At 61.2% G+C, this 25,580-nt stretch carries 25 protein-coding genes and 1 tRNA gene; 12 read left to right on the top strand and 14 right to left on the bottom strand.

The window, feature by feature from the left end; genetic code table 11:
• Positions 1–7: 7 nt before the first annotated feature.
• From ACI3KW_RS06510 to ACI3KW_RS06485, 6 genes are all read right to left on the bottom strand, one after another.
• Positions 8–1,072, bottom strand: a complete 1,065-nt coding sequence (locus ACI3KW_RS06510; RefSeq protein ID WP_404847391.1) for an ABC transporter substrate-binding protein — start codon at positions 1,070–1,072, stop codon at positions 8–10.
• A gap of 24 nt (positions 1,073–1,096) precedes the next feature.
• Complete coding sequence (locus tag ACI3KW_RS06505) at positions 1,097–2,110, bottom strand: dipeptidase (RefSeq protein WP_404847390.1); 1,014 nt, start codon at positions 2,108–2,110, stop codon at positions 1,097–1,099.
• Positions 2,110–2,730: a 2-hydroxychromene-2-carboxylate isomerase gene (locus ACI3KW_RS06500; RefSeq protein ID WP_404847389.1), complete on the bottom strand. Its 621-nt coding sequence runs from the start codon at positions 2,728–2,730 to the stop codon at positions 2,110–2,112. Before ACI3KW_RS06500 ends, ACI3KW_RS06505 begins: the two co-directional genes overlap by 1 nt.
• Positions 2,727–4,172: an NAD(P)-binding domain-containing protein gene (locus ACI3KW_RS06495; RefSeq protein WP_404847388.1), complete on the bottom strand. Its 1,446-nt coding sequence runs from the start codon at positions 4,170–4,172 to the stop codon at positions 2,727–2,729. Before ACI3KW_RS06495 ends, ACI3KW_RS06500 begins: the two co-directional genes overlap by 4 nt.
• 199 nt (positions 4,173–4,371) lie before the next feature.
• Positions 4,372–4,932 carry a hypothetical protein gene (locus ACI3KW_RS06490; protein ID WP_404847387.1) on the bottom strand — a complete coding sequence of 187 codons (561 nt, stop codon included), beginning with the start codon at positions 4,930–4,932 and terminating at the stop codon, positions 4,372–4,374.
• Between the two features lie 27 nt (positions 4,933–4,959).
• Positions 4,960–7,086, bottom strand: a complete 2,127-nt coding sequence (locus ACI3KW_RS06485; RefSeq protein WP_404847386.1) for a putative bifunctional diguanylate cyclase/phosphodiesterase — start codon at positions 7,084–7,086, stop codon at positions 4,960–4,962.
• Between the two features lie 222 nt (positions 7,087–7,308).
• Here ACI3KW_RS06485 and ACI3KW_RS06480 point away from each other — a divergent pair, with 222 nt between their 5' ends.
• Complete coding sequence (locus ACI3KW_RS06480) at positions 7,309–7,677, top strand: DUF2200 domain-containing protein (RefSeq protein ID WP_404847543.1); 369 nt, start codon at positions 7,309–7,311, stop codon at positions 7,675–7,677.
• Positions 7,678–7,733: 56 nt separating this feature from the next.
• On the opposite strand, the gene ACI3KW_RS06475 is transcribed toward ACI3KW_RS06480, so the two are convergent.
• From ACI3KW_RS06475 to ACI3KW_RS06455, 5 genes are all read right to left on the bottom strand, one after another.
• Positions 7,734–10,031: an AAA family ATPase gene (locus ACI3KW_RS06475; RefSeq protein ID WP_262167412.1), complete on the bottom strand. Its 2,298-nt coding sequence runs from the start codon at positions 10,029–10,031 to the stop codon at positions 7,734–7,736.
• Positions 10,024–10,938, bottom strand: coding sequence for a glycosyltransferase family 2 protein (locus ACI3KW_RS06470; protein WP_404847385.1), 915 nt, complete (start codon positions 10,936–10,938; stop codon positions 10,024–10,026). Before ACI3KW_RS06470 ends, ACI3KW_RS06475 begins: the two co-directional genes overlap by 8 nt.
• Complete coding sequence (locus tag ACI3KW_RS06465; protein ID WP_404847384.1) at positions 10,935–11,951, bottom strand: glycosyltransferase family 2 protein; 1,017 nt, start codon at positions 11,949–11,951, stop codon at positions 10,935–10,937. The genes ACI3KW_RS06470 and ACI3KW_RS06465 overlap by 4 nt, the downstream gene beginning before the upstream one ends.
• Complete coding sequence (locus tag ACI3KW_RS06460; RefSeq protein WP_404847383.1) at positions 11,948–13,102, bottom strand: glycosyl transferase family 1; 1,155 nt, start codon at positions 13,100–13,102, stop codon at positions 11,948–11,950. The genes ACI3KW_RS06465 and ACI3KW_RS06460 overlap by 4 nt, the downstream gene beginning before the upstream one ends.
• Before the next feature lie 482 nt (positions 13,103–13,584).
• Positions 13,585–14,172, bottom strand: a complete 588-nt coding sequence (locus tag ACI3KW_RS06455) for a HupE/UreJ family protein (RefSeq protein WP_404847382.1) — start codon at positions 14,170–14,172, stop codon at positions 13,585–13,587.
• Positions 14,173–14,319: 147 nt separating this feature from the next.
• Between ACI3KW_RS06455 and ACI3KW_RS06450 the strand changes: the two genes are divergently transcribed.
• The 3 genes from ACI3KW_RS06450 (at position 14,320) to ACI3KW_RS06440 (ending at position 15,238) form a co-directional block, all read left to right on the top strand.
• Positions 14,320–14,712, top strand: coding sequence for an MAPEG family protein (locus ACI3KW_RS06450; protein WP_404847381.1), 393 nt, complete (start codon positions 14,320–14,322; stop codon positions 14,710–14,712).
• Positions 14,713–14,771: 59 nt separating this feature from the next.
• Positions 14,772–14,847: transfer RNA gene (locus ACI3KW_RS06445), tRNA-Trp, on the top strand.
• 181 nt (positions 14,848–15,028) lie between these two features.
• Complete coding sequence (locus ACI3KW_RS06440) at positions 15,029–15,238, top strand: cold-shock protein (RefSeq protein ID WP_035102601.1); 210 nt, start codon at positions 15,029–15,031, stop codon at positions 15,236–15,238.
• Between the two features lie 143 nt (positions 15,239–15,381).
• Here ACI3KW_RS06440 and ACI3KW_RS06435 read toward each other — a convergent pair whose 3' ends face one another.
• Positions 15,382–15,735 carry an antibiotic biosynthesis monooxygenase gene (locus ACI3KW_RS06435; protein WP_404847380.1) on the bottom strand — a complete coding sequence of 118 codons (354 nt, stop codon included), beginning with the start codon at positions 15,733–15,735 and terminating at the stop codon, positions 15,382–15,384.
• Between the two features lie 128 nt (positions 15,736–15,863).
• Between ACI3KW_RS06435 and ACI3KW_RS06430 the strand changes: the two genes are divergently transcribed.
• On the top strand, positions 15,864–16,745 hold the full coding sequence (locus ACI3KW_RS06430; RefSeq protein WP_404847379.1) for a LysR family transcriptional regulator: 882 nt from the start codon (positions 15,864–15,866) through the stop codon (positions 16,743–16,745).
• 17 nt (positions 16,746–16,762) lie between these two features.
• Here ACI3KW_RS06430 and ACI3KW_RS06425 read toward each other — a convergent pair whose 3' ends face one another.
• The gene (locus ACI3KW_RS06425; protein ID WP_113122056.1) at positions 16,763–17,059 is read right to left on the bottom strand and encodes a hypothetical protein; all 297 of its coding nucleotides are present in this window, start codon (positions 17,057–17,059) and stop codon (positions 16,763–16,765) included.
• 67 nt (positions 17,060–17,126) lie between these two features.
• Positions 17,127–17,408 carry a hypothetical protein gene (locus tag ACI3KW_RS06420; protein WP_262167426.1) on the bottom strand — a complete coding sequence of 94 codons (282 nt, stop codon included), beginning with the start codon at positions 17,406–17,408 and terminating at the stop codon, positions 17,127–17,129.
• Between the two features lie 256 nt (positions 17,409–17,664).
• On the opposite strand from ACI3KW_RS06420, the gene secE reads away from it, so the two are divergent.
• The 7 genes from secE (at position 17,665) to rpoB (ending at position 25,528) form a co-directional block, all read left to right on the top strand.
• A complete protein-coding gene (secE, locus tag ACI3KW_RS06415) occupies positions 17,665–17,859 on the top strand; it encodes a preprotein translocase subunit SecE (protein ID WP_113122058.1) in 195 nt (64 codons plus the stop codon).
• Positions 17,860–17,897: 38 nt separating this feature from the next.
• Positions 17,898–18,428, top strand: a complete 531-nt coding sequence (gene nusG, locus ACI3KW_RS06410; protein ID WP_035102605.1) for a transcription termination/antitermination protein NusG — start codon at positions 17,898–17,900, stop codon at positions 18,426–18,428.
• A 153-nt stretch (positions 18,429–18,581) separates the two neighbouring features.
• Complete coding sequence (rplK, locus tag ACI3KW_RS06405; protein WP_035102606.1) at positions 18,582–19,010, top strand: 50S ribosomal protein L11; 429 nt, start codon at positions 18,582–18,584, stop codon at positions 19,008–19,010.
• Between the two features lie 3 nt (positions 19,011–19,013).
• Entirely contained in the window at positions 19,014–19,706 is a 693-nt protein-coding gene (gene rplA / locus ACI3KW_RS06400) for a 50S ribosomal protein L1 (protein WP_113122059.1), read from the top strand.
• Positions 19,707–20,016: 310 nt separating this feature from the next.
• The gene (rplJ, locus tag ACI3KW_RS06395) at positions 20,017–20,538 is read left to right on the top strand and encodes a 50S ribosomal protein L10 (protein WP_113122060.1); all 522 of its coding nucleotides are present in this window, start codon (positions 20,017–20,019) and stop codon (positions 20,536–20,538) included.
• Between the two features lie 68 nt (positions 20,539–20,606).
• The gene (gene rplL, locus ACI3KW_RS06390; RefSeq protein ID WP_113122061.1) at positions 20,607–20,978 is read left to right on the top strand and encodes a 50S ribosomal protein L7/L12; all 372 of its coding nucleotides are present in this window, start codon (positions 20,607–20,609) and stop codon (positions 20,976–20,978) included.
• A 407-nt stretch (positions 20,979–21,385) separates the two neighbouring features.
• Entirely contained in the window at positions 21,386–25,528 is a 4,143-nt protein-coding gene (gene rpoB / locus ACI3KW_RS06385) for a DNA-directed RNA polymerase subunit beta (protein WP_113122062.1), read from the top strand.
• Positions 25,529–25,580: the final 52 nt, after the last annotated feature.

Genomic DNA, 25,580 nt, shown 5'->3' with positions numbered 1-25,580 from the left:
AATAGTCCTAGTTAAACGCGATGACTTCGCGGTTGATGCGCTGGATCCAGTCCGAATAGACCGTGGCGATATAGGGCCAGTCGAGGCTGGTCTGGGCGGCCTGGGCTTCCTTGCTGCCATAGATGCGGGCGGCCACTGCGTCGGTCAGTTCCACCTTGGAATTGACCGGACCATAGAAGCTCTGTTCGGCAAAGGTGGCCTGGGCTTCGGCGCTCAGCGCATAATTGATGAAGAGCTGGGCGGCTTCAGCGTTCTTGGAGCCTTCGACCAGATTGATCGTATTGGTCTGGCCGATGCTGCCTTCCTTGGGAGCGGAAATGCCGATAATGCCGCCCTGGGTATCATGCAGATATTGGGCCCGGCCGTTCCAGCAGATGGAGAGATCGACTTCGCCGCTCTGGACCACGGCATAGCAATCGGGCGCCGGGTCCCAGGTCAGCACATTGGGCGCAAATTCATTGATGGCGGCAATGGCCGGATCGATGCTTTCTTTGTAATCGGTGCCAGCAATCTTATCGAGAATGGGGATCAGGATCACGCCACGGGTATCGGCGAGGCGCGCAGCAATACGGCCCTGATATTTGGGGTCCTTGAGATCGGTCCAGCTGGTGGGCGGCTCGGAGACGGTCTGGGTATTGTAGAGGATGACCAGATTGTCCTGCGAGAAGGCGATATTGCGGTCTTCCCCGATCCGGGCCCAATCGGGTGTGTCGGCAAGGTTGGTGACCACAGCCGGGTCGAGCGGAGCAAACAGGCCTTCGGCATTGCCCTTGATGGCGACGGCAACGTCGATTAGCGCCACGTCGACGGTCGGGTCGGCCTTTTGCAGGGTCAGCAGGGCCAGCGTTTCAGCCGAATTCTTGGACTGCTCATAGGTGACTTCAATGCCCGGATGCTGGGCCTTGAACGGCTCGATGATGAACTTCTGATAATTGTCGGCGAAGACGCCTGAAAAGCCCACAATGTGGACGCTGCCAGTGGTGGCGTCCTGCGCCATGGCGATGCCGCCGAGGGTGAAGGCGGTTGCCGCGGCGAGGATGGCAGTCAGGTGGCGGATGGTCGGTCGGGTCATGATGTCGTCTCCAAGGGATGTCAGTTAGCCGCGTGGTGTCCAGGCCGCGCCGAGAACGCGCAGCCAATTGCCGCCGAGCAGCTTTGCGATGGTCGCCTCGCTCCAGCCGCGCGCCAGCATACGGGCGGTTAGATTGGGCATGTCGGTCATCCGGCGGATGCCCTCGGGCTTGTTGATCTTGACTGAGCCAAATTCGGTCAGCGTGCGGGCTGTACCCTTGTCGCGATTGGCCCAGAGCAGCCAGTCGCTGGGGCGGGGCCGATCGAGGGAGAAGTCGGTGCCAATGCCGACATGATCTTCCCCGATCAGATTGATCACATGCTCCATCGCGTCGAGCACGTCTTCGACCGTGGCGTCATTGCCGGCGGCAAGGCCGGGGGCGAAGAGGCTGATGCCGACAAGGCCGCCCTTTTCGGCGCAGGCCTGGAACAGGTGATCGGGCTTGTTGCGCTTCACATTGTGCAGGGCGCGCGGCAGCACGTGGGAAATGCAGACCGGCCCCTTGGCATAGGCGATAGCATCGGCGCTGGTCTTGTCGCCGACATGGCTGAGATCACACAGCACGCCGACGCGGCCCATTTCGTCGAGCACTTCGCGACCAAAGCCGGTGAGACCGCTGTCGTTCTCTTCGAGATAGCCGGCGCCGGAATAGTTCTGGGTATTATAGGTCAGCTGCATGATGCCGACGCCCAGATCCTTGAAGATCTCGACATAGTCGAGCTTGTCTTCGAGGGGGGAGGTGTTCTGCCAGCCGATGATGATGCCGGTCTTGTTCTCGGCCTTGGCGGCGTGGATATCGGCTACGCTGCGCACCGGGCGGATGATATCGGCATGCTCGCGCAGGAAGTGCTTCCACTGCGAAACATAGTCGATGCCTTCGCGGAAATTCTCCCACAGCACAGTCGAGACATTGACCGCGGTGAGCCCGCCGGCGCGCATTTCCTCAAAGATCGGCCGGCCCCAGAGCGAGGTCTGCAGGCCATCGACGATGATCGAGCGATCATGCAGGGCTTGGGCTTGTTCGGGGACTTGGCTCATCAGACGGTTTCCTTGGAATGCTGTGTGGCGCCCAGAGCGCGGGCGACAAAGTCCAGCCGGTCCTGGCCCCAGAACAGTTCGTCGCCCACCATATAGGTCGGCGTGCCGAAAATGCCGCGCCGTTCGGCCTCGGCGAGATTGCCGTGCCACTGCGCAATGATGGCCTCGGGTTGCGGGTCTCGCACCAACGCGGCCCCTTCGGCCCCGATGGTGGCCCGGGCCAGCTCGCGCAGGGTATCGAGATCGGCAATGTCGCGGTCTTCGGCCCATAGGCCGCGCTGGATGGCGAAGGAGAAGGCAAACGCATCCAGCCCCGCCTGCTGCGCTGATATCACCGCCTGGGCGGCCGGCTCGACGGTGCGGCAGGGATAGAATCTGGGCGTCAGGTTGAGCGGAATATCGAGGAATTTGCGCCAACGATCGAGTTCGACCGCGTGGTAGTTCTGCCGGCTGTCAGGCCTGGTGCGCAGTGGAATGCCGCCATTGGCCTCGATGATGCGGATGGGGCGCAGCACCAATTTGGCGCCGGCCGCCTCGGCAATGTTTTTGGCGCGCTGGGCGCCGAAATAGGCCCAGGGCGAGGAAATGCCGTAAAATATCTGCAGGGCTGGTTCGCTCATGCGGACAGCACCTCCTCATCAGCGTCAATCCATTCGTCACCGAGCAGCTCGGGCACGGCAAAGTCGCGAAACGCCTGCAGGTGCACGGCGCGGTCTTCGATAAAGAGCGAGCGGGCGATCGCTTGGGCGAGACGAGTGGCGCCTTCGCCGATTGACGGAATGCCGCTGGTAATCTTGCCGTGGGTGAGAACCGCCGGATAGGCAAAGCAGAAGATGTTGGAAATGGCGGGCGGCGCGTTGTCGCGCGGCAGGAATTGGAAGCCTGGGCCGAGATAGGGCATGGCCGCAAGGCCGGGATGCGCCTCACCGGCCGGTGGCCGGTAAGCGTCTGCCCAGCGCCGAATGAAGGGCGCTATGGTGGCAAATTCCGGCCGGCTGGCGAAATCGACGGCAAAGCCGGTGGCGAAAATGATGAAATCCGTCGCGTACTTGCCCTTGGGAGTGGTGATTTCCACCATCCCGCCATGTTCTTCGAGCTTTTCAATGGGGCTCGCCAGATGGAAGTGGGCGTTGGAATGGCGGGTGACCCGCAAGACGCTATGGCGCGGCGGGGGGATCTGGGCGCGCTCGCCTTCGACCACATAGGCCCATTTGGCCGCGTCAGGCAGGCCGAGATAGCCATAGGTCATGCCCCGGCTGCCGACGCCGCTGAATTTGTCCACGCGCGGAATGTCGGCACGGCGGATGAAGATATCCACTCGCGCCGCACCCGCCTCCAAGGCAGCTGCTGCGTTGTCCATGGCGGAGGCGCCGGCGCCCACTACAGCGACACGCTTTCCCTTGAGTGCCGCCATGTCGATGCGTTCGGAACTGTGGGCGTGGTAGCGGGCCTTCAGGTCTTTTGCCACCTCGGGCAGCCCAGGCGTGCCCAGCCCGTCGATGCCCGTTGCAAGCACGACGCGCCGAGCGAGGAGGGTATCTGGCCTGCCGGCTCTATCTAGCGTCAAGGCGACAAGGCCATCATCACGCAGAGTCACGGCGGTAATGGCGGTATCGTTTTGCACCGGCAAGCCGAGCACTTGCCGGTACCAAACCAAGTATTCCATCCACATAGGGCGCGGAATGAGGCTCATATCTGTGAAGGCCTGGGCGCCATACTGTGCCTCGAACCAGGCACGGAAGGTGAGGGATGGCACACCGAGGGCCGGGCCGGCCGCATCCTTGCGGGTGCGAAGCGTTTCCATGCGGGCGGAGGTGATCCAGGGACCTTCCTGGCCGGCAGGTGCGCGATCGAAGGCTTGAACGGCATCAACGCCGATATTGCGCAGCGCAGCAGTGGTAACCAAGCCCAACATGCCGGCACCGATCACCGCCACGTCAAGAACTCGCTCGCCGCGTTCCACGCGGGCTGGAACCCAAGGCTTGGCCGGCAGGTTGAGCCAGCCTAGATCTTGCCTCAGGCGCTCTTCGAGTTCTCGTAGCGGTGCGGTGTAAGCGGTCATATCAGTTCAGTGCTGTAATAACCTCATTATGCATATTTAGAATTGTCATTGCTCTAGGATGTGTCAAACGAATTTTCTAGTTGGTCACCGACGTGTAGAAAAACGCCGTGCCCATTGGAAGATTCTTGGGAGAATTAAGCTGAACCGCGTTTAACGGCCTCAGCGCCTGACAGGCATGGCGGAGGCCGATAGCGGGCCGTCAAGCGTTTCGCTGGCGATACCGGCTGGCGCCCCAGCGTGATGTCAGGAGGAACAATGCTGCGGCCGTAGCTACGAATATGCCAAGCCGCACGAACTGCGGTGCCACGTCGTCTTCGGCGGCAAACCAGAAATTCGCCAGCAGCCAATAGGCGGCGAGTTGGTAGAGAATAGCGATGCCGAAAAAGCCCAGCACGGCGCGCCGGTCGAGCCAGCATGCACACAGGCATAGCCCCGCAAAGAACCAGAAATGCATGTCCTTATAGAGCTGCAGGCCCTCGGGGTGGAGCGGCAGGGTGGTCATGGTCAGCAGCGCGATCTGAGCGGCCAGTGCCATGCTGGAAACTACCGGCACGGCGTTATTCTGCCGCCGCCGGCGCCAGTAGAAGGTTGGCAAGGCAGCCGCTAGGAGGCCGCCTGCCAGCATGAGGAGCGAAGGCAGCGGGCCCCCGATCAGCCAGTTCAGGCCTGCCAGCAGCACCGGAATGATCCAGAGCAGGGCGATGAAACCATTCTCAAGTCGCCCTCGCTGGAGCCCAGGTTCAGTCGCGTTCAAAGTCATGCAGATACCCCCAAGGATCAGATGAAATCAGGCCGAACGAGCGATCAAATTCATTTCTACGGTCTCGGCGCGGACCACCACGACGGCCTGTGCCGCCATGTTCTGCCCGGTCAGGGTCAACTGGCCGCTGGTAACGATCTGCTGCAGCGGGGCAGGGCGGCCAAACAGATAGCCTTGCGCCTCATCGCAGCCCTCGGTTGTCAGTAGCGCCAATTGACCATGCGTCTCGATACCCTCGGCCAGAACCGGAATTTCGAGGCTTTTGCCCAGTGCCAGCACGGCGCGAATAATGGCCTTGGCCTGGGGGCTCGATTCCACCTCGCTCATGAATGAGCGATCGAGCTTGATCTTGTCGAAGGGAAAAGCTCGCAGCGTGTCGAGCGATGAATAGCCGGTGCCGAAATCGTCGAGCGCGATGTTCACGCCCAATTCCTTGATCTGGCGCAGCATATGCAGTGAACGTTCCTTGTCGGCAAAGATCGTCGACTCGGTCAGTTCCAGTTCCAGCCGGTCCGGCGCCAGCCCGGTTTCGCGCAGCACTTCCATGACCAGCTTGGGCAGGTCGGTATGGGCAAACTGCACCGGGGAAAGATTGACCGCCACCTTGTAGGGCGGCTCCCATGAGGCGGCCTTGGCGCAGGCGGTGCGCAATACCCATTCGCCCATCTGCAGGATAAGCCCGTTTTCCTCGGCCAGCGGAATGAACTCGGTCGGTGGAATAAAGCCCCGCTGCGGATGCTCCCAACGCAGCAACGCTTCGTAGCCGCGGATTTCGCCGGTCGTCAGCGAAGTCTGCACCTGATAGTGCACGTCGAGTTGGTTGCTCTCCAGCGCCTCGCGCAATTCGCCTGCCAGATTGCGGCGCGCCCTGACCATTTCGTCCATGGACCGCTCGTAAAAGCAGACGGCGCGGGTGATATCGGCCTTGGCGCGATACATGGCCAGATCGGCATTGTTGACCAGCGCTTCTTTGTCGGCCGCATTATCGGGATAGATGGCCACGCCCATGCTGGCGCCGGGAATGACCTCGAAATCATCGAGACGAATGGGCTTGAACAGGGCCATCTCAAGCCGCGACAGGAAATTGGGCAGCTCGGCCGGTCCCTGCATGCGATAGATCGCTGCGAATTCATCGCCGCCGAGCCGGGCTGCAAACTCGCCCTCGCCCAGCAGCTTGTTCATGCGCCGCGCCAGCACCTGCAGCACTTCGTCGCCGGTGCCGTGGCCGTGCAGATCGTTGATCTCCTTGAAGCGATCCAGATCAATGCCGATCAAGGCGACCTTGCCGCCGGTTTCGGCCGCCAGATCGATTTCGTGGTCGAGATGATCGTTGAAGCTGGCCCGGTTCGGCAGGCCGGTAAGGCTGTCGCTCATCGCCATATGGCGCAGTTGTTCGTAGGATTCGGCACGCATGCTGCCATCGATCAGGTAGCTGGCCGCGCCCGCTCCCAGAATGACCAGCGCGACGCCCGCCACGGCAATTGCCAGGGCCTGCAAGGCGGACGGATTGGAGAAGGATCCGTCGATCAGCATCGGGGAGACCTGGAACGCGGTCATGCCGGTAAAATGCAGGCTGACAATCGCCAGCACCAGCACGCCTGTTGCCAGATACTTGTCCGCCCAGGAGACGCGCCGCATCGCCAGGTGCAATGCCAGCGCGGAAAACACCACTGACAGCACGATCGAGGCCACTAGATAGTCCACGTCCCACGACACCAGACCCTGCACGCGATAGGCCATCATGCCGGTATAGTGCATCGCGACAATTGCGGCCCCGACAACCGCTCCACCCAGCGCCGGCGCCTGCCGCGTTAAACCGCTTGCCGCCAGGATAAACCCCAGCTGCACGCCCAGCATGGCGATCAGCAGCGATACAATGGTCATGACCGGATCAAAGCCGACCGGGGCGCCGGGATCATAGGCGAGCATGGCAATGAAATGGGTGCACCAGATCGCCGAACCCGCCGCCACCGCGGTCAGGAAATGCCAGCCGGCCCGCTGCAGGCCGGTGGTATTGGCGGCGCGATTGAACAGGCGAATAGTGGCCGAAGAGCCGGCCAGGCAGACCAGTGCCGCTACGGCCACCAACCAGACATTGTGGTCATAAAATACGCAGCCCAGCACAGTCATCATGGTCGTTTGAACTTTCGACAATCTTCGCCGGCTTAGGTTGGCGTACGTACGCCTTTATCCCGAGATCAGTTGAAAGTTGATGAATAGAGTTATGTATTTCTGGTTACTTTATCCGACAAACATTCTGCGCGATCACAGTGCCGGTGCCGCCACGTACCAAGCGGCGGTTTGAACCCCTTTTTCGGTCCGATCGCATCGGCTATCGTGGTGCAGACCGCTCCGTTGTGCCGCCAGGGAGGGCGCATGAAAAAGCACCGCGTTTACGCAATCAGCGTCGCGAGCGTCTATCCGCACTATCTGGCCAAGGCAGAGAAAAAGGGGCGCACCAAAGCCGAGGTCGACGAAATCATTTGCTGGCTGACCGGGCATAGCCAACAGACGCTGGATGAGGAACTGGCAAAGCAAACCAGCTTCGAGGATTTCTTCGGGCAAGCGCCCAGGCTGAACCCGGCCCGGACACTGATCACCGGAATGATCTGCGGTTACCGCGTGGAGGACATCGAAGAACCGCTCATGCGCGAACTGCGCTATCTCGACAAGCTGATCGACGAACTCGCCAAGGGCCGACCCATGGAAAAGATCCTGCGCAAGCAGCCTGGCCCTTCGGACTGAGAGCCATCGTCCCCCTCCCGCAGGGGGAGGGGTCAGATCGACAACAGCCCAGGCACTCAGACCTTCTCGGTCGCGTCCACCTGATAATAGCGGCTATAGGAGCCCATATAGCGCTCGGCGCCGCCCGGATCGCTATATTGGGCGAGCTTGCGGAAATCGACCTTGTTGAGCACGACACCGACAATGTCCTCGGCCAGTTCGGGCTCGTGCTCGATCAGCGAGCGGACGAGCCGGCGCGGGGTGCGGCCCCATTCGGTGACGAGGATAAAACCATCGGTCCAGGGCAGCACGGCGCGGGCATCCATGACCGGGCCGAGCGGGGGCAGGTCGATGACGACATAGTCGTAGCTCTGCCGCGCCTCTTCGAGCAGGCTTTGCATGCCATCCGAGGAGAGGAAATCGCTGCTCTGGCCGGAGGAGGACAGCGCGGGCAGGATATGCAGGCCACTGCGCGGATCAGCCAGCACGACATCGCGCCAGGATATCGTCCCGCCAATATCCATCAGCCCGCTGGTGGCGCCGGGTGCTACCAGGCGCGTCGAGGCGGCCTGGCGCAAATCGGCGTCGATCAGCAATACCCGCTCGCCATCGGTGGCCAGCATTTCGGCCAGCGCGACCGAATAGGTGGTCTTGCCTTCGCCCGGCAATACCGAGACCACGCCGATAACGGCGCTGCGGTCCGGCTTACCGCGCGCCCGCATCACCAGCTTGGCCGATTTCAGCGTTTCGACAAAGGCCGTGGTCGGCCGGTTGGCGCGGCGTTCTTCCACCTGCTTCTTGATCATGCCATGCAGGGCGAGAGCAGCCTTGGTCTGATCGCCGCGACTCCCCTTGTGCGCATCGGGGCCCAGCCGGGGCAGATAGCCCAGGAAGCGCAGGCCCAGCTCGTTCCCGACCTGATCGCCAATGCGGAAGGTGCGTTCGCGCAATTCGTTGAACGTGCCGAACATCAGCCCCAGGAACAGCCCGAAAATGACGCCGCCGGCCGCCACGAACAGGGTGCGCGGACCCGAGGCGCTTTCGGGCGCCTGCGCCACGGTGATGATGCGAGCCGAGGGAATGGGGAAGGACTGGCGCTGCACCGCTTCTTCGTAGCGCGACAGGAAGGAATTGTAGATCACGCCCAGCGTGGTCGAACGTTGCTGCAATTCGGTGAGCTTGACCTGCGCCTGATTGGTCTGGGAGGCGAGCTGGCCTTCGGTCTCGATGGCGTCGCGCAGGCTCGCTTCCTGCCGCTGGGCAATGGTCAGCTGGCTCTGATACTGCTCGTTCAGCCCCTGTAGCTGGGCAAAAATCTGGGCCTGCAGCGCCTGGTTTTCCGCCTTGAGCGCGGTCACCTGCGGGTGGTCTTCGCCATAGGTGGCCGACACTTCGTTGATGCGGCTCTGGATCGAGGCATAGCGGATGCGCAGATCGGATATGGTTTTGTCGTCAACGCCCGAGCCGCTGAGCAGCGCAATGCTGGCGCCGGCAGCCGATGGCCCGGCGTCGATCGTGGCCTGCAGCTGCACGGCCAGCGCGTTAACGCGAGCGCTTTCGGCCTGGGCCGTGACCAATTGGGCGGTTAGCGCCTGCAGCCGCTGGTTGCTGAGATTTTCGTCCTCGCTGGTCGAAAGGCCGCTCTGCTGGCGGTATTCCTCGACGGCAAGCGTGGCCTGGCGCTGGTTGTCGCCCAGTTCGGTCAGCCGCTGCTGCAGCCAGTCGGCGGCCTGCTTGGTGGCGTCGATATCGGCGTTGAGCTGGTCCTGCACGAAGACATTGGCATAGGCAGCGGCGATGCGCTGGGCCAGTTCGGGGCTCGATGCCTCGTACCCGACGCGGATCACCGCGCTGCGGCCGACACGCTCGACGAACATATTGGCGCGCAAGGCGCCGGCGGCTTCCTCGGGCGTGGCCTGCAAATCGTCCGGGTCAGCCTCGGGCGAACCCAGGATCGGGCTCAGCAGGCCAAGCAGCATGCCCTTGACCCGTCCGCTGAATGAGGGCGGCGGATTGAGGAATTCCCGATCCGTCATCAGGTTTTCCGCTTGCGCCACCGCAGTGGCAATCCGGCTCGAGCGCATCACCTCGATCTGGTTGAGCACTTCGGATTCAAGGTCCACGGCGCTGGTCTGGGGCGCGATGTCGCTGACCGAATCCTTTAAATTCTTGTCGAGCAGGATCTGGCTGGTCGCCACATAGCTCTTAGGCGCCAGCATCAGGTAGATCACCGCCAGCATCAGGCCCAGTCCCAGGCAGAGCAGCAGCACGCGCAACTGCCGGCGCAGGATTGAGAACAGGCGATCGACATCGAGCAGCCCGCGATCGGAGCTGTGAGGGTCGGACATGGCCGGCAACTGGCTCCGTTCAAGCATGTGACTGGCTTCCTTCCGTTGGCTGGCCGTAGAGAGCGGCCTGTTTGGCGCCAAAAATGCCGCCGATGACGCCGACATGCAGGGCGCCGCGCAGCAGGTTTTTCCTCCAGCGCGATGGCGAGAATAGGGTCAAAATGGTCATGACCCCGCAAAACGCCGCTTTGCCTGATGCAATCGCGGCAGCTTTGATATTGGCCACGACGCCTTGGCTTAGGTGAGTGCCGTGGGTTTGCCCGGCCCGGAACCGGCGCTGCACCAGCCAGCCCATGGCGGCGCGATTGGGCGGCACAATCTCGGTGACCAGCGCGTCGGGCGCAAAGGCGATACGGCCACCTATGCCGGAAAGGGCGTAGAAAAACTGGGTGTCTTCACCGCCCGAGCGGCCGAGCGCCAGATCGAAGCGCAACGATTTATAGGGCGCGATCCAGCGGATCAGGGCGTTGCAGGTATAGCCGGTACGGATTTGTCCATCGACATAGACGGGCAGTGTGGAGTGGAAATCCCCCTCGACCATCCATTGCGGCGCGTCTTCGCCATAGATGGCCTCAACCGGGCCGAGCACGACATCGGCCTTTTCCGCCTCGGCTGTCGCCAACAGGGCCGTCAGCCAGTGTTCGGTGACCAACTCGTCATCATCGACAAAGGCGATGAAATCGGCGTCCGCCGCATCGAGGCACGCATTGCGGGCAATCGAGATATTGGAGGCGGGGCTATGCACATAATGGATCGGGAACGGGAAATCCGCCGCTAGCGCCGCGACCATCGCGCCGGCCGATGGCGTCGTGTCATTGTCCGAGACAATCACGCGAATGCGGGCGCCATTGGTTGCGATCCTGGCGACCGAAGCCAGGGTCTCGGCCAGATAGGGGCGGCGATAGGTGCAGATGCAGATGTCGACGCTGGTCATGCGCGCTTGGCTCCAAAACCTGAAGTGGCGGCTTGCGCCAGGTGCAGCCAGAAGCCCGAGGACCAGGCCAGGTGCATGATCATGGCGGCAAAGCCCACCAGCGGCGCGCCGCTCATGGGCAGGCCATATTCGTCAAAATGCTTGCGCGTGGCGACAAAGCCCATGGCCAGACAGAGCGCACACCAGGCCAATAGCGGGATCAGCGCCACCCAATGCACGAAACTCAACGCCGCCAGCACCACTGCTGGGAGGATGGCCAGTGGCAGCATCTGGCGGATACGCGGAATGACGCGGTGCTTGAGCACATTGCGCGCCCGCCCGCGGCCATAGCCGAAATATTGCTTGAACAGGCCCGAGGGGGTCGAGCGCGGATAATAGGTCATCTCGGTCGCGTCGGTCAGCCAGATGCGATAGCCGGCCAGCCGCAGGCGGTGGTCGAGTTCGGCATCCTCGTTGTGCCGGAAGGTCTCGTCATAGCCGCCGACCGCGCAATAGGCCGGAATGCTCATCAGGGCATGGTGCCCATGGTCGACAAAGGCGCCGCCCTTGCCCGTGCGGTGGGCAGAGCCGCCTGTGCCGACCAGCGAATTCTGCGCCGTCGCCACCGCCCGCTGAAAGGTGTTTTGGCCCACCGTGGTCATCGGCACCACCACGCTATCGGCGCCGATGGTCTGTGCCTCCAGCACCAAGGCGCGGCAATAGTCCGCCGGATACTCGCCATGTGCATCGATGCGGATCACATAATCGAGCCCATCGCCGAACTGCGCCACCGCCTGGTTCATCGCCGCGCTCTGGATGCGCTTGGGATTGTGCGCCAGCTGCACCGGCTCGCCCCGGGCGATGAAGCTCTCGACAATGGCCGGCGTGCCGTCAGTGCTGCCACCGTCAATTACCACCACCGGCCAATCCATTGCCTTGGCTTCCACCAGCAATTGTTCGAGCAGGTGGGCAATGTGCTTGGCCTCATTGAGCGTGGGCACGGCGATCAGGCATTTGCCGGTGGGCAAGCTCATGCGGCTTCCTGTTCTGGCTGCGCGTTGCTGCCAAGCTGTTGCAGCCGTTCCACCAATTGGCGGCAATCGGCGTCGTGAAACGAGAAATTGGCCGGGTCCTGCTCCAACACGGCCGAAGCCAGCGCCTGCAGACGGGTTGCGTCGAGTTCGCCCAAGGCCGAGGCCAGTGTGCCCGCTTCGATATCGGGCACGGTGATGCCGATACCCAGCCGCTGGGTGAAGGCCGAGGTTTCGGTGCCGGCCAGCGTCACCGGGATGGCGCCGTGAAAGCTGCCCTCGTAGATGCGGTTGGGCAGCAGCCATTGCGAATTCTTGCCGGCCTCGAAAAAGTCGATGGCCCAGGCCAGGTGCACATCCGAATAGATCGAGGCCAGGTCGTCGGGATTGCGATATTCGCCGTCGAACCTCAGATATGGCTCGGCGTCCACAAAGCCGTGGAAATCCTCGAACTCACTGAGCGCCGGACGGCCGCGCAGGATCACCTGCACGCGCCCGCTCATCGCCCGGGAGAAGGTCGCTAGCGCGTCCAGCGACCGGCGACAGCGCAGCGCGCCGAACCAGCCGATCTTGATCACGCCGCTGTCGGGCAATCCCAGCGCCGGATTGCTGCCGCGCTCGGTGCTGTGCGGCACCTTGTTTTCCACCAGCAGCGCGGGCAGGGGGCCCAATCCGCCAAGATGGTTGGAAATGAAGGCAGGCGAGCTGGTCATCAGCAGGGATGCCGGCTGCGCCCAGCGCCGTTCCGCGCCCCGCATGGCCTGGCCGATCAGGTCGGTGCGCAGCAACAGGCGGTGAATATCGAGACATTCATAGACGATTGGGATCGTACCGCCCCAATGCGCCTGCAGCCGTCCGGCCAGCGGCAGCATTTCGAGGTTGCGCGCGATGATGACGTCAGGCGGCGGCAAATGCGCCAGCCGCCGCACGATCGACATGGCCGCTCCCACCACCGCCATGATGCGCTGGGCGAACCGCGCATCGAAGGTTTCACCCAATTGCACGGCGTGGGTGACCGGCAGATCGGGCATGGCGACGCCGGAGCGGCGGAAGCCGGCAGCGGCGATTTCCGCGCCGCCTGTCTTCAGCATGCCAATACGGCGGCCGACCGCTGGGTCGGCCAGGTTGGGAACCAGGTAAAGTACCCTTAGCAACGTTGCGTCTCCTGCCTGCCGGCCCGCCACGATCCAGGAATGGATCGCGATTCCGGCTCTCGCTGGCACTGGGTTGCGCATTTGAGGCGGCCTAGGCCTCGCAGCGCTCCATGCACCAGGTCAGTTTTATCAACTTGCGCTCATTCAAGGCTGCTGCCCGCGACGGATCGCGAGCGGTCATCACTTCTGTGACTCGGTTTACGGCGAAGGGCACACTGCGCCCTCCGGGGCCACCCGAAGGCGGCGGTCGAAGCAGTGGCGCTAGTTAACGCGGGCGTGATGGAAGGGGTCAATACGAGTGGCCGGGGAACAGGTCTGCGACCAGCGCATGCGTCCGGCACGTTCGGCAGCTGTCAATAAAATGAAATATTACAAGGATTTGCCGAGCAAAGCTGCAGCTTTGATTCCGAATAGGGCTTGTAGAAAACAAATCGGCCCGCGCCTTGACGGTGCGGGCCGTGCCACGAAAAAGCCTGGAAAGGTCAGAGCCAGCCGGCCAGGATTCCAACGCCGCCAATAGCGAAGGCGCCGCCCGCAACCTGTGCCGCGAGCTTGCCATGCCGGCCGATCAGGCGGGCAATGCCGAAAGCCGCCGCGATACCAGCCAGATGGAGCAGGGCGGTCGAAACCGCGAAGCCCGCTGCATAGGCGATGCCGCTCGAATCCGCTGGCATTTCCGCCCCATGGGCATGACCGTGGAACACGGCGAAAACGCCAACCAGCGCCATGGCTGCTGCTACCGGCATCGGCCGGCCCCAGGCCGCCGCTGCGCCGATGACAACGCTCGACAGCGCAATGCCCAGCTCAACGAAGGGTAGATCGATCTGCGCCGCACCCAGGATGAAGCCGACAATCATCATCCCGACAAAGGACAGCGGTACCAGCCATAGGGCGCGGCCGCCCAGCACATAGGCAAACACGCCGACCGCCACCATTGCCAGAATATGGTCGAGCCCGCCGATCGGGTGCTCAAAACCATGGAAGAACCCGGCCGTGTGGCCGACCCCTGTATGGGCAAAGGCGAGGCTGGGGCTGAGGACCAATATGGCCAGGGCAATGATAAGACGCATCGTCATCCTTCCGGGGACGCCGCCCCTTGAGTGATCGTTTCCGCCTGAGGCGCTTCCTGTAACTCGCAAGGGTATTTATTGCTGTGCGGCGGCGTTTGTAAACGGATTCGCGCTACCACCGGCCCACCACAGAAGAGGCGAAAACAAATGCTGCTGATGATTTTCCTGGTGCTGGCACTGCTGGTCGTGGCGGTACAATTGCCCGGCAGCTACCTCACCAAGCAGGTGGGCGTCGCGGCGCGGATCGGGCCGCGTGACGATCTGCCTGAGCCGACGCAGGAGCTGGGCCGCTCGCGCCGAGCCCTGGCAAACTTGCAGGAAACGCTGCCCATTTTCCTGACACTGGCCGTGCTGTCCATCATCTACAATGAGCAAGGCTGGGCCTCGCTGGTCGGCGCCGGGCTCTATTTCCTGGCGCGCGCGGCCCATCTGTATTGCTATCTAAAAGGCCTGTCGCCCTGGCGTTCCGTGTGTTTCCTGGCGGGCTTGCTCGGCTGCCTGATGATGGCTGTGCCACTGGTTCCACACATCTGGTCATGAACCTGCTTGAGGTACTTGCGCGAAGCGATCTTTGCCATTAGACACTGCCGCACGCCTACAGGGGTTTAGCTCAGTTGGTAGAGCATCGGTCTCCAAAACCGAGGGTCGTGGGTTCGAGTCCCCCAGCCCCTGCCAGGCGTAATCATTGATTTAGAACTATTTTTCGCCCGGTACCCTGCCAGCCGGGCGTTTTGCTCGTGGCCCCGTTTGACTCCGGGTCAATAATTTGCGATTTATGGTTCCCCTAAGCATGTTGCTTGGGGAAACTCCGCCCGGACGCATATGCGGATGGGCCTTAAATGGCAGAACGACACACATGGCCACTACTGGCACCGTAAAATTCTTCAACACCACCAAGGGCTTCGGCTTCATTTCGCCCGAAAATGGCGAAAAGGACGCTTTTGTCCACATCTCCGCTGTGCAGAAGTCGGGCCTGCAGGGCCTGTATGAGGGCGACAAGGTGACGTACGAGCTCGAGACCGGCCGCGATGGCAAGGTTTCGGCCACGAACCTGACGCTGCTCTAAGCGAATTCAAGGATCGCGCCCGCCAATGGCGGTCGCAACCGATCAGGAGCCACCGGCGCGTTCATCGCCCGGTGGTTTTTTGTTTTGGTGGGGTGGCGGCGTATGGCGGGCCGCCATGACTTAAGCCGCCCCCGTTCAGCTATTCACCCGTTCAGCGGGCGTGGAAGCACAAGGTCGTTGACCTTATAGATGTGGAATTCGCTGTCCGCGACGGCATCCAGCATCTTGAACTTCTCGACGAAAGCCGGGTCGGCGAAGAATTCGTCGACATTGTTCTCATCGCGGATCGCCTCGATATTCACCACGGTTTTGCCGTCCGTGCTCTTGGACAAACTGCTCCACAAAAATCCCTCCTTTCGCTCCGCGACATAGTGCACGACGTCCTGGATGATCCTGAATGCTTCCTCCTGCTTGCCGGGATGAGCATGGATGACATTGACGACGAACACGGTGGGCTGGGGAGCGAAGGCAAATTCGGCCTTAGGGGCAGAGGTCATGAGATATCCAATCAAAGTCGCCGGCGGGATCTGCCAGCGGCTTGAGAGTTAGCCGGCGACAGCGGCGGAAAAAACAGGCTAATGCTCCAAACATATCGGACATTTATGTCCGCAATGGAGGCCGCCGCATGGATAGCATCGGGTCTTTGAATGCCTTCGTCGTCGCGGCCGAAGCGCGTAGTTTCGTGCGGGCCGGCGAGGCGCTGGGGGTGTCCTCGTCCGCCATTGGCAAGACGATCGCTCGCCTTGAGCAGCGTCTGGGCGTACGGCTGTTTCATCGCAACACCCGCAGCATTGCGATCACCGCCGAGGGCGCCATGTTTCTGGAGCGGTGTCGGCGTATTTTCGACGAACTAGAAGCTGCCGAGCGGGAACTGTCGCAGACCATGGCGGCGCCGCGCGGCAGGATCCGCGTGAGCCTGCCGCTGGCCGGCATGCTCTTCATGCCCACGATCACCAAGTTCATGCAGATGTTTCCCGACATCACGATCGACCTCGATTTCACGGATCGGCTGGTCGATGTTGTTGAGGAGGGGTTCGACGCGGTGGTGCGCACGGGGGACGTCAGCGACAGCCGCCTGATGATGCGCACCCTGGGCAAGTTCTCGCATCGCATCGTGGGGTCGAGAGATTATTTCACCCGGTTCGGTGTGCCGGAAAAGCCGCAGGATCTTTCGGCGCATGTCTGCCTGCACCACAAATATCCCTCGTCGGGCAAGCTGGAGCGCTGGCCGCTGCGTCACGACATTGCGGCAGGCAAGCTGGACCTGCCGATATCATCGATGGCCAGCACCCTGGAGCCCCTGATCAGCATTGCCGAAGCCGGGCTCGGTATTGCGTGCCTGCCGCTTTTCACGGTGGGACAACATATCGCCGATGGACGGCTGGTTTCCGTCCTGGAAGATTATGTGGAGGATGCCGGTGAATTCCGCATTCTCTGGCCCTCCAGCCGCCATCTCTCCCCGAAGGTGCAAGCCTTCGTAAAGTTCATGGCAGACAATCTGCTTTGAATGCGGCCTCAGCGACACTAATTGTTCGGAAACGTCGGCCTGGGCTGAAATACCGGCGGCGTGAATTTGGGCAGGCTGTCCAGCCGCTGCTGCAATTGCATGTCGCGGAGCGTGTTCTGCATGCTTTTGAGCTGGATATCGTAGTTCTGCTGCTGGCCAGTCTGGCGCGCCTCATCCTGCAGGCAGGCAATGCGCTGCTGGTTGGCGGCGATTGCGTCGGGCGTCGAGCCGGGTACGCGGCTGGGGCAGGCGGCCTGGGCCAGTCCGGTCGAGATGATGATAATGCCGGTCGCCAGGGCGATGGATTTGAACATGCCGTCCTCCTGTCCTTATAGATGGAGGTCGCAGCGCCTATTCACAAGTCACGCTTGAGACAAGTGCCTATTCGGCGGCCATGGGCAGTTTGTCGGTATGGCGTGCCTTGAGGCGATTGAGCTGATGGGCCGCGTGAGCGAGCAGGGCGGTACGCACCTCGGCTGAGGAGACCGATCCCACATCGGCCCGCACCTTGAGGTCCAGGTGATAGGTCGTGTCATTGCCCATGAAGCGCTCGTGAATGGTAACGCGCACGACACCGGTTACCCGGCCGGCAATCGTCTTGTGCGGGCCGTAATAGCGGACCTCGCAGGCTTTGACCTCGAACAACGCATTACTATATGCCATGGTGCCAGCCTCCCGCTGCCACTTTTTGGTCGCAATTGGATCAAATGCCATTGCAAGCGGGGATGCAACAACAAACCACGATGTTTACACTCGTCGTTAATGGCCACGGGTCCGGTGGTCCGCAAAGCCCTGGTCCAGATTCTTGCCCCGGCCTGTTGCAATCGTTGCCCATATTGAATAGATACCGGCATTCCAGCCGTGCGGGATTCCTGCGCGGCCTTTGGTTTTGCACCAAAACACCAGAGTAGATTCGCCTATGGCCCGACCGAACCCAATCCAGTTTCTGCAGCAAGTGCGGCAGGAAACATCCAAGGTTACCTGGCCTAGCCGGAACGAAGTCCTGATCTCGACGGTCATGGTTCTCGTGCTGGTTACGGCGGCGAGCCTGTTCTTCCTGCTGGCCGACCAGGTTATTTCCTGGGGCGTGGGCCTGATGCTTTCGATCCGCTGAGCGGGTCACGGACACAAGACTAGGAGCGGCGACGCGGCATGGCCAAGCGCTGGTACATCGTTCAGGCTTACAGCAATTTCGAGCGCAAGGTGGCGGAAGACATTCGCCAGAAGGTTGCGCAGAAAAAGCTCGAGCATTTGTTTGAAGACGTGATCGTTCCGACCGAAAAGGTCGTCGAGATCCGTCGCGGCCGCAAGGTCGATGCCGAACGCAAGTTCTTCCCGGGCTATGTCCTGGTCAAGATGGATATGACCGACGAGGCGTTCCATCTGATCAAGAATACGCCCAAGGTTACCGGTTTCCTCGGTTCGGACAACAAGCCGATGCCGATCTCGGAGAAGGAAGCCATGTCCATCCTGCAGCAGGTGCAGGAAGGCGTGGAGCATCCCAAGCCCTCCGTCAGCTTCGAAGTGGGCGAGAATGTCCGCGTGTCGGACGGTCCCTTCGCCAGCTTCAATGGCGTGGTGGAAGAGGTCGACGAGGAACGCGCCCGCCTCAAGGTGGAAGTGTCGATTTTCGGGCGTCCCACCCCGGTGGAGCTCGAATATGGTCAGGTCGAGAAGGTCTAACCATTACAAAATTCTGGCGTAAGCCAGATACGCCCGGCTTTAGGTCGGGTGAAATCTGTGGGAGAGGGCGGTGGCTGCCAAGCTGCCGGGAAAACCTCCTACCACAGCGTCAAACGGTCCGCATGACAGCGGGCGCAACTAGATAGGACGATTATGGCAAAGAAAATCGTTGGCTACGTAAAGCTGCAGGTGCCCGCGGGCTCCGCAACGCCTTCCCCGCCGATTGGCCCCGCACTGGGTCAGCGCGGTCTGAACATCATGGAATTCTGCAAGGCGTTCAATGCCGCCACGCAGGAAATGGAAAAGGGTTCGCCCATTCCAGTCGTGATCACCGCCTATGCCGACAAGAGCTTCACTTTCGAGATGAAGCAGCCGCCGGTGACCTACTTCATCAAGAAGGCCGTGAACCTGAAGTCGGGCTCCAAGCTCCCCGGCAAGGAATCGGCCGGCACCATCACGACGGCTCAGCTGCGTGATATCGCCGAAAAGAAGATGAAGGATCTCAACGCCGACAATATCGACGCTGCTGTGTCGATGATCGCCGGCTCTGCCCGTTCCATGGGCATTCAGGTCGAGGGCTGATAGATGGCACACGTCGGTAAGAAGATCACCAAGGCCCGTGAGGGCATCGACCGCAACAAGCTGTACAAGCTTGATGAAGCGGTGAAGATGGTCAAGGCTCGCGCCTCGGCCAAGTTCGACGAAACCATCGAAATCGCCATCAATCTCGGCGTCGATCCGCGTCACGCCGACCAGATGGTCCGTGGCGTGGTGAGCCTGCCCAACGGCACCGGCAAGACCGTGCGCGTGGCAGTGTTCGCCAAGGATGCCAAGGCAGACGAAGCCCGCAAGGCTGGTGCCGATATCGTTGGCGCCGAAGACCTGATGGAACAGATCCAGGCTGGCAAGATCGATTTCGATCGCTGCATTGCCACCCCGGACATGATGCCGCTGGTTGGTCGCCTGGGTAAGATCCTCGGGCCCCGCAACCTGATGCCAAACCCCAAGGTTGGCACGGTTACGCCCGACGTCGCTGGTGCCGTCAAGGCTGCCAAGGGCGGCGCTGTCGAGTATCGCGTCGAGAAGGCCGGTATCCTGCATGCTGGTATTGGCAAGGTGTCGTTCTCGGACGAAGCCCTGCTGCAGAATATCAAGGCGTTCACCGACGCCGTGCAGAAGTCCAAGCCCGCTGGCGCCAAGGGCACCTATGTGAAGCGCGTTGCCGTGTCTTCGACCATGGGTCCTGGCGTTCACGTCGAGCCCGCTTCGGCGCTGTAAGAATTTCGGGCGGCCGCAAGCCGCCCGGATTGCTTCCCGCAAGGGGAGCATAAGTCCTGTCCGAGACTGCCGGTGCTGAACGATCTGGTTCAGCTTAATGTCGCAAGACGCCAGCATAGATGGGGTGCAGACCCAAGTTTTCCTGCCTGATAGGGCAGGGTGATTGCGGTTTGAACCAGGCCAGTTGCCCTTTGGGCAGCACGGTTGACAGGCATGTAACCGTTGCTCCTCTCCTCCTTCGGGAGATCGGAGGGCAGCAATTGGCAATGGCCCGGCAGCACTTTTGTCGGGCTCAATGTGGAGACTAGCAGTGGAAAGAGCGGAAAAGCGTGAGCTTGTCGCATCGCTTCAGTCAGCCCTCTCGGGCGCTGGATCGATCGTCCTCGCGCAAAATGCCGGTCTGACCGTGGCCAATCTGGAAGTGCTTCGCCGTGAGGTGAAGGCTGCCGGTGGTCAGGTCAAGATCGCGAAAAACCGTCTTGCCAAGCTTGCTCTTAAAGAAACCGACAATGCGGACATGTCGGCCCTGTTTACCGGGCCGATCGTCATCGCTTATGCGGCCGACCCCATGACTGCGCCGAAGCTGGCGCAGAAATTTGCTGAAAAGAACGCGAAATACGTCGTTCTTGGTGGCGCCATGGGCAAGACCGCGCTTGACGCGAATAACGTCAAGGCGCTGGCGACCATGCCTTCGCTCAACGAACTGCGCGCTACGCTCGCCGGGATGCTCAAGCAGCCTGCGACCCGTATCGCTTCGGTCATCGTTGCGCCGGCTGGTGGCATCGCTCGTGTGTTGGCCGCTCACGCGGAAAAGAGCAACGAAGCAGCGTAACCCCATCGGTCCCTTTGTGGGGGCCATCCTGGTTTAAACTGAACACCTGAAAAAGAGAGATTTATCAAATGGCTGATCTCGCCAAACTCGTAGACGACCTGTCTGCCCTGACCGTCCTGGAAGCTTCTGAGCTTTCCAAGCTGCTGGAAGAAAAGTGGGGCGTTTCCGCCGCCGCTCCGGTTGCTGCTGCTGCTGCCGCCGGTGCTCCGGCTGCTGCTGTTGAGGAAAAGACTGAATTTGACGTGATCCTTGCCTCGTTCGGCGAGAACAAGATCAACGTCATCAAGGAAGTCCGTGCCATCACCGGTCTGGGCCTGGGCGAAGCCAAGGCACTGGTCGAAGCTGCTCCCAAGGCAATCAAGGAAGGCGCTTCGAAGGCCGAAGCTGCTGACATCAAGACCAAGCTGGAAGCTGCCGGCGCCAAGGTCGAACTCAAGTAAGTTCGTCTCGACCCTTGAAATTTGCGAAATGGCGCGCTATGTGCCATTTCGCATCCTCGTTTTCACGAGACGATTCGCCGGACCGATTGGATGGGTCCCTGGCGCCAATTAGCGGAATATATGACGATTTCGATGTCTGAGGCACGCTGACGTCCACGAAACCTCATGGTTGTTGACCATGGGGTGTTTGGCGTTTCTGGCCCTCCTTCCCTTGGCTGGGGAAGGTCAACAGGCGTCGCTGAGCCCACTAACTGCCTAACAAGGCATATATCCCGAGACCCGACGGCTGATAGTCGGATTTTTGGATATCTGCCTCCGAGACAATCGCACTGCAGCGTTTGGTGGAAGAGCGTCCCCCGCTTTTCCGTCTGGCGCGGCATATAAAAAGCGCACAAACAGGAGCTTTCATGGCTACCACGTTCAACGGCCGCCGCAAGGTTCGTAAATCCTTCGGTTCCATTCGCGAAGTCACGGAGATGCCCAACCTGATCGAGGTCCAGAAGGCCTCCTATGATCAGTTCCTCCTCGTGGACGAGCCCAAGGGCGGGCGTCCCGACGAAGGGCTTCAGTCCGTCTTCCGTTCGGTCTTCCCGATCACCGACTTTTCCAACACGGCCTCTCTCGAATTTGTGAAGTACGAATTCGAGCAGCCGAAATACGACATCGACGAGTGCCGTGCGCGCGACATCACGTTCGCTGCCCCGCTCAAGGTGACGTTGCGCCTGATCGTGTTTGAAGTGGACGAAGAAACCGGCGCCCGCTCCGTCAAGGACATCAAGGAGCAGGACGTCTATATGGGCGACATGCCCTTCATGACGTCCAATGGCACGTTCATCGTCAACGGCACCGAGCGCGTCATCGTTTCGCAGATGCACCGTTCGCCTGGCGTGTTCTTCGACCACGACAAGGGCAAGACCCATTCGTCCGGCAAGCTGCTGTTCGCCGGCCGCATCATTCCGTACCGCGGCTCCTGGCTCGATATCGAGTTCGACGCCAAGGACGTGGTGTTTGCCCGTATCGATCGTCGCCGCAAGATTCCGGTCACCAGCCTGCTCAAGGCGCTTGGCATGGATACCGAGGAAATCCTCGAGACCTATTACAACAAGCTGACCTACGAGAAGACCGCGACCGGCTGGCAGAAGCCATACGACGCGGAAAAGATGAAGAATGCCAAGCCGACCATGGACCTGATCGACGCCAAGACTGGCGACGTCGTCCATGAGGGTGGCAAGAAGCTGTCCGCTCGCCAGGCCAAGAAGCTGGCCGAGAACGGCCTGACGCACCTGCTGGCGGTCAATGAAGACCTCTATGGCATGTATGTCGCCGAAGACCTGATCAACATGAAGACCGGCGAGGTCTACATGGAGGCAGGTGACGAGATCGACGAAAAGAACCTGACCAAGCTGCTTGAGCTGGGTTTTGACGAGCTGCCGCTGCTCGACATCGATCACATCACCATCGGCGCCTATATCCGCAACACGCTGGCCGTGGACAAGAACGAGACGCGTGAAGACGCGCTGTTCGATATCTACCGCGTCATGCGTCCCGGCGAGCCGCCGACCGTCGATACCGCCGAAGCCATGTTCCAGTCGCTGTTCTTCGACAGCGAGCGCTATGACCTGTCCGCCGTTGGCCGCGTCAAGATGAACATGCGCCTCGAGCTCGATGCGCCCGACACCATGCGCACGCTGCGCAAGGAAGATATCGTCGAAGTCGTCCGCACGCTGGTCGACCTGCGCGATGGCCGTGGCGAAATCGACGACATCGACAATCTGGGCAACCGCCGCGTTCGCTCGGTCGGCGAACTCATGGAAAACTCCTATCGCCTTGGCTTGCTCCGCATGGAACGCGCCATCAAGGAGCGCATGAGCTCGGTCGAAATCGACACGGTGATGCCGCAGGACCTGATCAACGCCAAGCCGGCTGCTGCCGCTGTGCGCGAATTCTTTGGTTCCAGCCAGCTGTCCCAGTTCATGGATCAGACCAATCCGCTCTCGGAAATCACCCACAAGCGTCGCCTGTCGGCGCTTGGGCCTGGTGGTCTCACCCGCGAGCGTGCCGGCTTTGAAGTCCGTGACGTGCATCCGACCCATTACGGCCGTATCTGCCCGATCGAGACGCCGGAAGGCCCGAATATCGGTCTGATCAACTCGCTGTCGACCTTCGCCCGCGTCAACAAGTACGGTTTCATCGAGACCCCGTACCGCAAGATCGTGGACGGCGTGCTGACCGAGGACGTGGTGTACCTCTCCGCCATGGAAGAGGCCAAGCACTACGTCGCCCAGGCCAACGTGCAGTTCAACAAGGACGGCACGCTGCAGGACGATCTGGTGGTGGCTCGCCACGCCGGTGACAACGGTCTGACGCCCAAGGAAAACGTCGACCTTATGGACGTTTCCCCCAAGCAGATGGTGTCCGTTGCCGCCTCGCTGATCCCGTTCCTCGAAAACGACGACGCCAACCGTGCTCTCATGGGCTCGAACATGCAGCGTCAGGCTGTGCCGTTGCTGCGCGCTCATGCTCCCTTCGTGGGCACGGGCATGGAAGCGATCGTGGCCCGTGACTCCGGCGCTGCTATCGTTGCCAAGCGCAAGGGCATCGTCGACCAGGTGGACGCCACCCGTATCGTTATTCGTGCAACCGAAGAAACCGATGCGTCCAAGTCGGGCGTCGACATCTACAATCTGATGAAGTTCCAGCGGTCGAACCAGTCGACCTGCATCAATCAGCGTCCGCTGGTTGTGGTTGGCGATCACGTCAATCAGGGCGACATCATTGCCGATGGCCCCTCGACCGAGCTGGGCGATCTGGCTCTCGGCCGCAACGTGCTCGTCGCGTTCATGCCCTGGAATGGCTACAACTTCGAAGACTCCATCCTGCTCAGCGAGAAGATCGCCATGCAGGACGTCTTCACCTCGATCCATATCGAGGAATATGAAGTGATGGCCCGCGATACCAAGCTTGGCCCCGAGGAAATCACGCGCGATATTCCGAACGTTTCGGAAGAAGCGCTGAAGAACCTCGACGAAGCCGGTATCGTGCACATCGGTGCCGAAGTGGCGCCGGGCGACATCCTCGTTGGCAAGATCACCCCCAAGGGTGAATCGCCGATGACGCCGGAAGAAAAGCTCCTCCGCGCCATCTTCGGCGAGAAGGCCTCGGACGTTCGTGACACCTCCCTGCGCGTGCCGCCGGGCGATGCTGGTACTGTTGTTGAAGTGCGCGTGTTCAATCGCCACGGCATCGACAAGGACGAGCGCGCCATGGCTATCGAGCGCGAGGAAATCGAGCGTCTTGCCAAGGACCGTGACGACGAACAGTCGATCCTCGACCGTAACGTCTATGCTCGCCTCAAGGAAATGCTGTTCGGCAAGGCCGCTACGGCAGGTCCGAAGGGCTATGTCGTTGGCACCAAGCTCAATGACCAGATGTTCGAGGCTCAGCCCCGTTCGAAGTGGTGGCAGTTCGCGGTCGATGACGACAAGGTCATGACCGAGATGGAAGCTCTTCATGCTCAGTATGAAGAGAGCCGCAAGCTGCTCGAACAGCGCTTCATCGACAAGGTCGACAAGCTGCAGCGCGGTGATGAACTTCCGCCGGGCGTAATGAAGATGGTCAAGGTCTTCATCGCGACCAAGCGCAAGATCCAGCCGGGCGACAAGATGGCCGGCCGCCACGGTAACAAGGGTGTGGTTTCGCGCATCGTTCCCGTGGAAGACATGCCGTACCTCGAAGACGGTACGTCGGTTGATATCGTGCTGAACCCACTGGGCGTGCCGTCGCGCATGAATGTGGGCCAGATCCTCGAGACGCACCTGGGCTGGGCTTGCGCCGGCATGGGCAAGAAGATCGACGAGATGGTTCGCGCCTATCAGCGCAATGGCGATCTGAAGCCGCTGCGTCTGGAAGTGCAGGACCTGTTTGCCGGTGATGAATCCATCACCGACCTCGACGATGACGGTCTGGTGCGTCTGGGCGAACACCTCTCCAAGGGCGTGTCGATCGCGACCCCGGTGTTCGACGGCGCCAAGGAAGCCGATATCGTGGTGATGCTGGAAAAGGCGGGCCTCAAGGCCTCCGGCCAGTCCACCGTGTTCGACGGTCGTTCCGGCGAGCAGTTCGATCGGCAGGTGACGGTTGGGTATATCTATATGCTCAAGCTGGACCACCTTGTGGACAACAAGATCCACGCCCGTTCGATCGGTCCGTACTCGCTGGTCACCCAGCAGCCGCTGGGCGGCAAGGCCCAGTTCGGCGGTCAGCGCTTCGGCGAGATGGAAGTGTGGGCTCTCGAGGCCTATGGCGCGGCTTACACGCTCCAGGAAATGCTCACCATCAAGTCGGACGACGTTGCAGGTCGTACCAAGGTCTACGAAGCCATCGTGCGTGGCGACGATACTTTCGAGGCGGGTATCCCCGAAAGCTTCAACGTTCTGGTCAAGGAAATCCGGTCGCTCGGGCTCAATGTCGAGCTTGAGAACCGGGAGATCGAAGACCTCAACAGCGAAGCTGAAGCGGAGCTCGCACCTCCTCAGGAAGCGGCGGAATAATCCGGCACTTCCTACCCCCATTCACTTCCTGAGGGAGCCGGGCGGCAGCCCG

Source organism: Devosia sp. ZW T5_3 (genome assembly GCF_044987315.1).
Classification (GTDB): domain Bacteria; phylum Pseudomonadota; class Alphaproteobacteria; order Rhizobiales; family Devosiaceae; genus Devosia.
The sequence above is the reverse complement of the archived record's forward strand: the minus strand, read 5'-3'. Positions and strand labels throughout refer to the sequence as shown.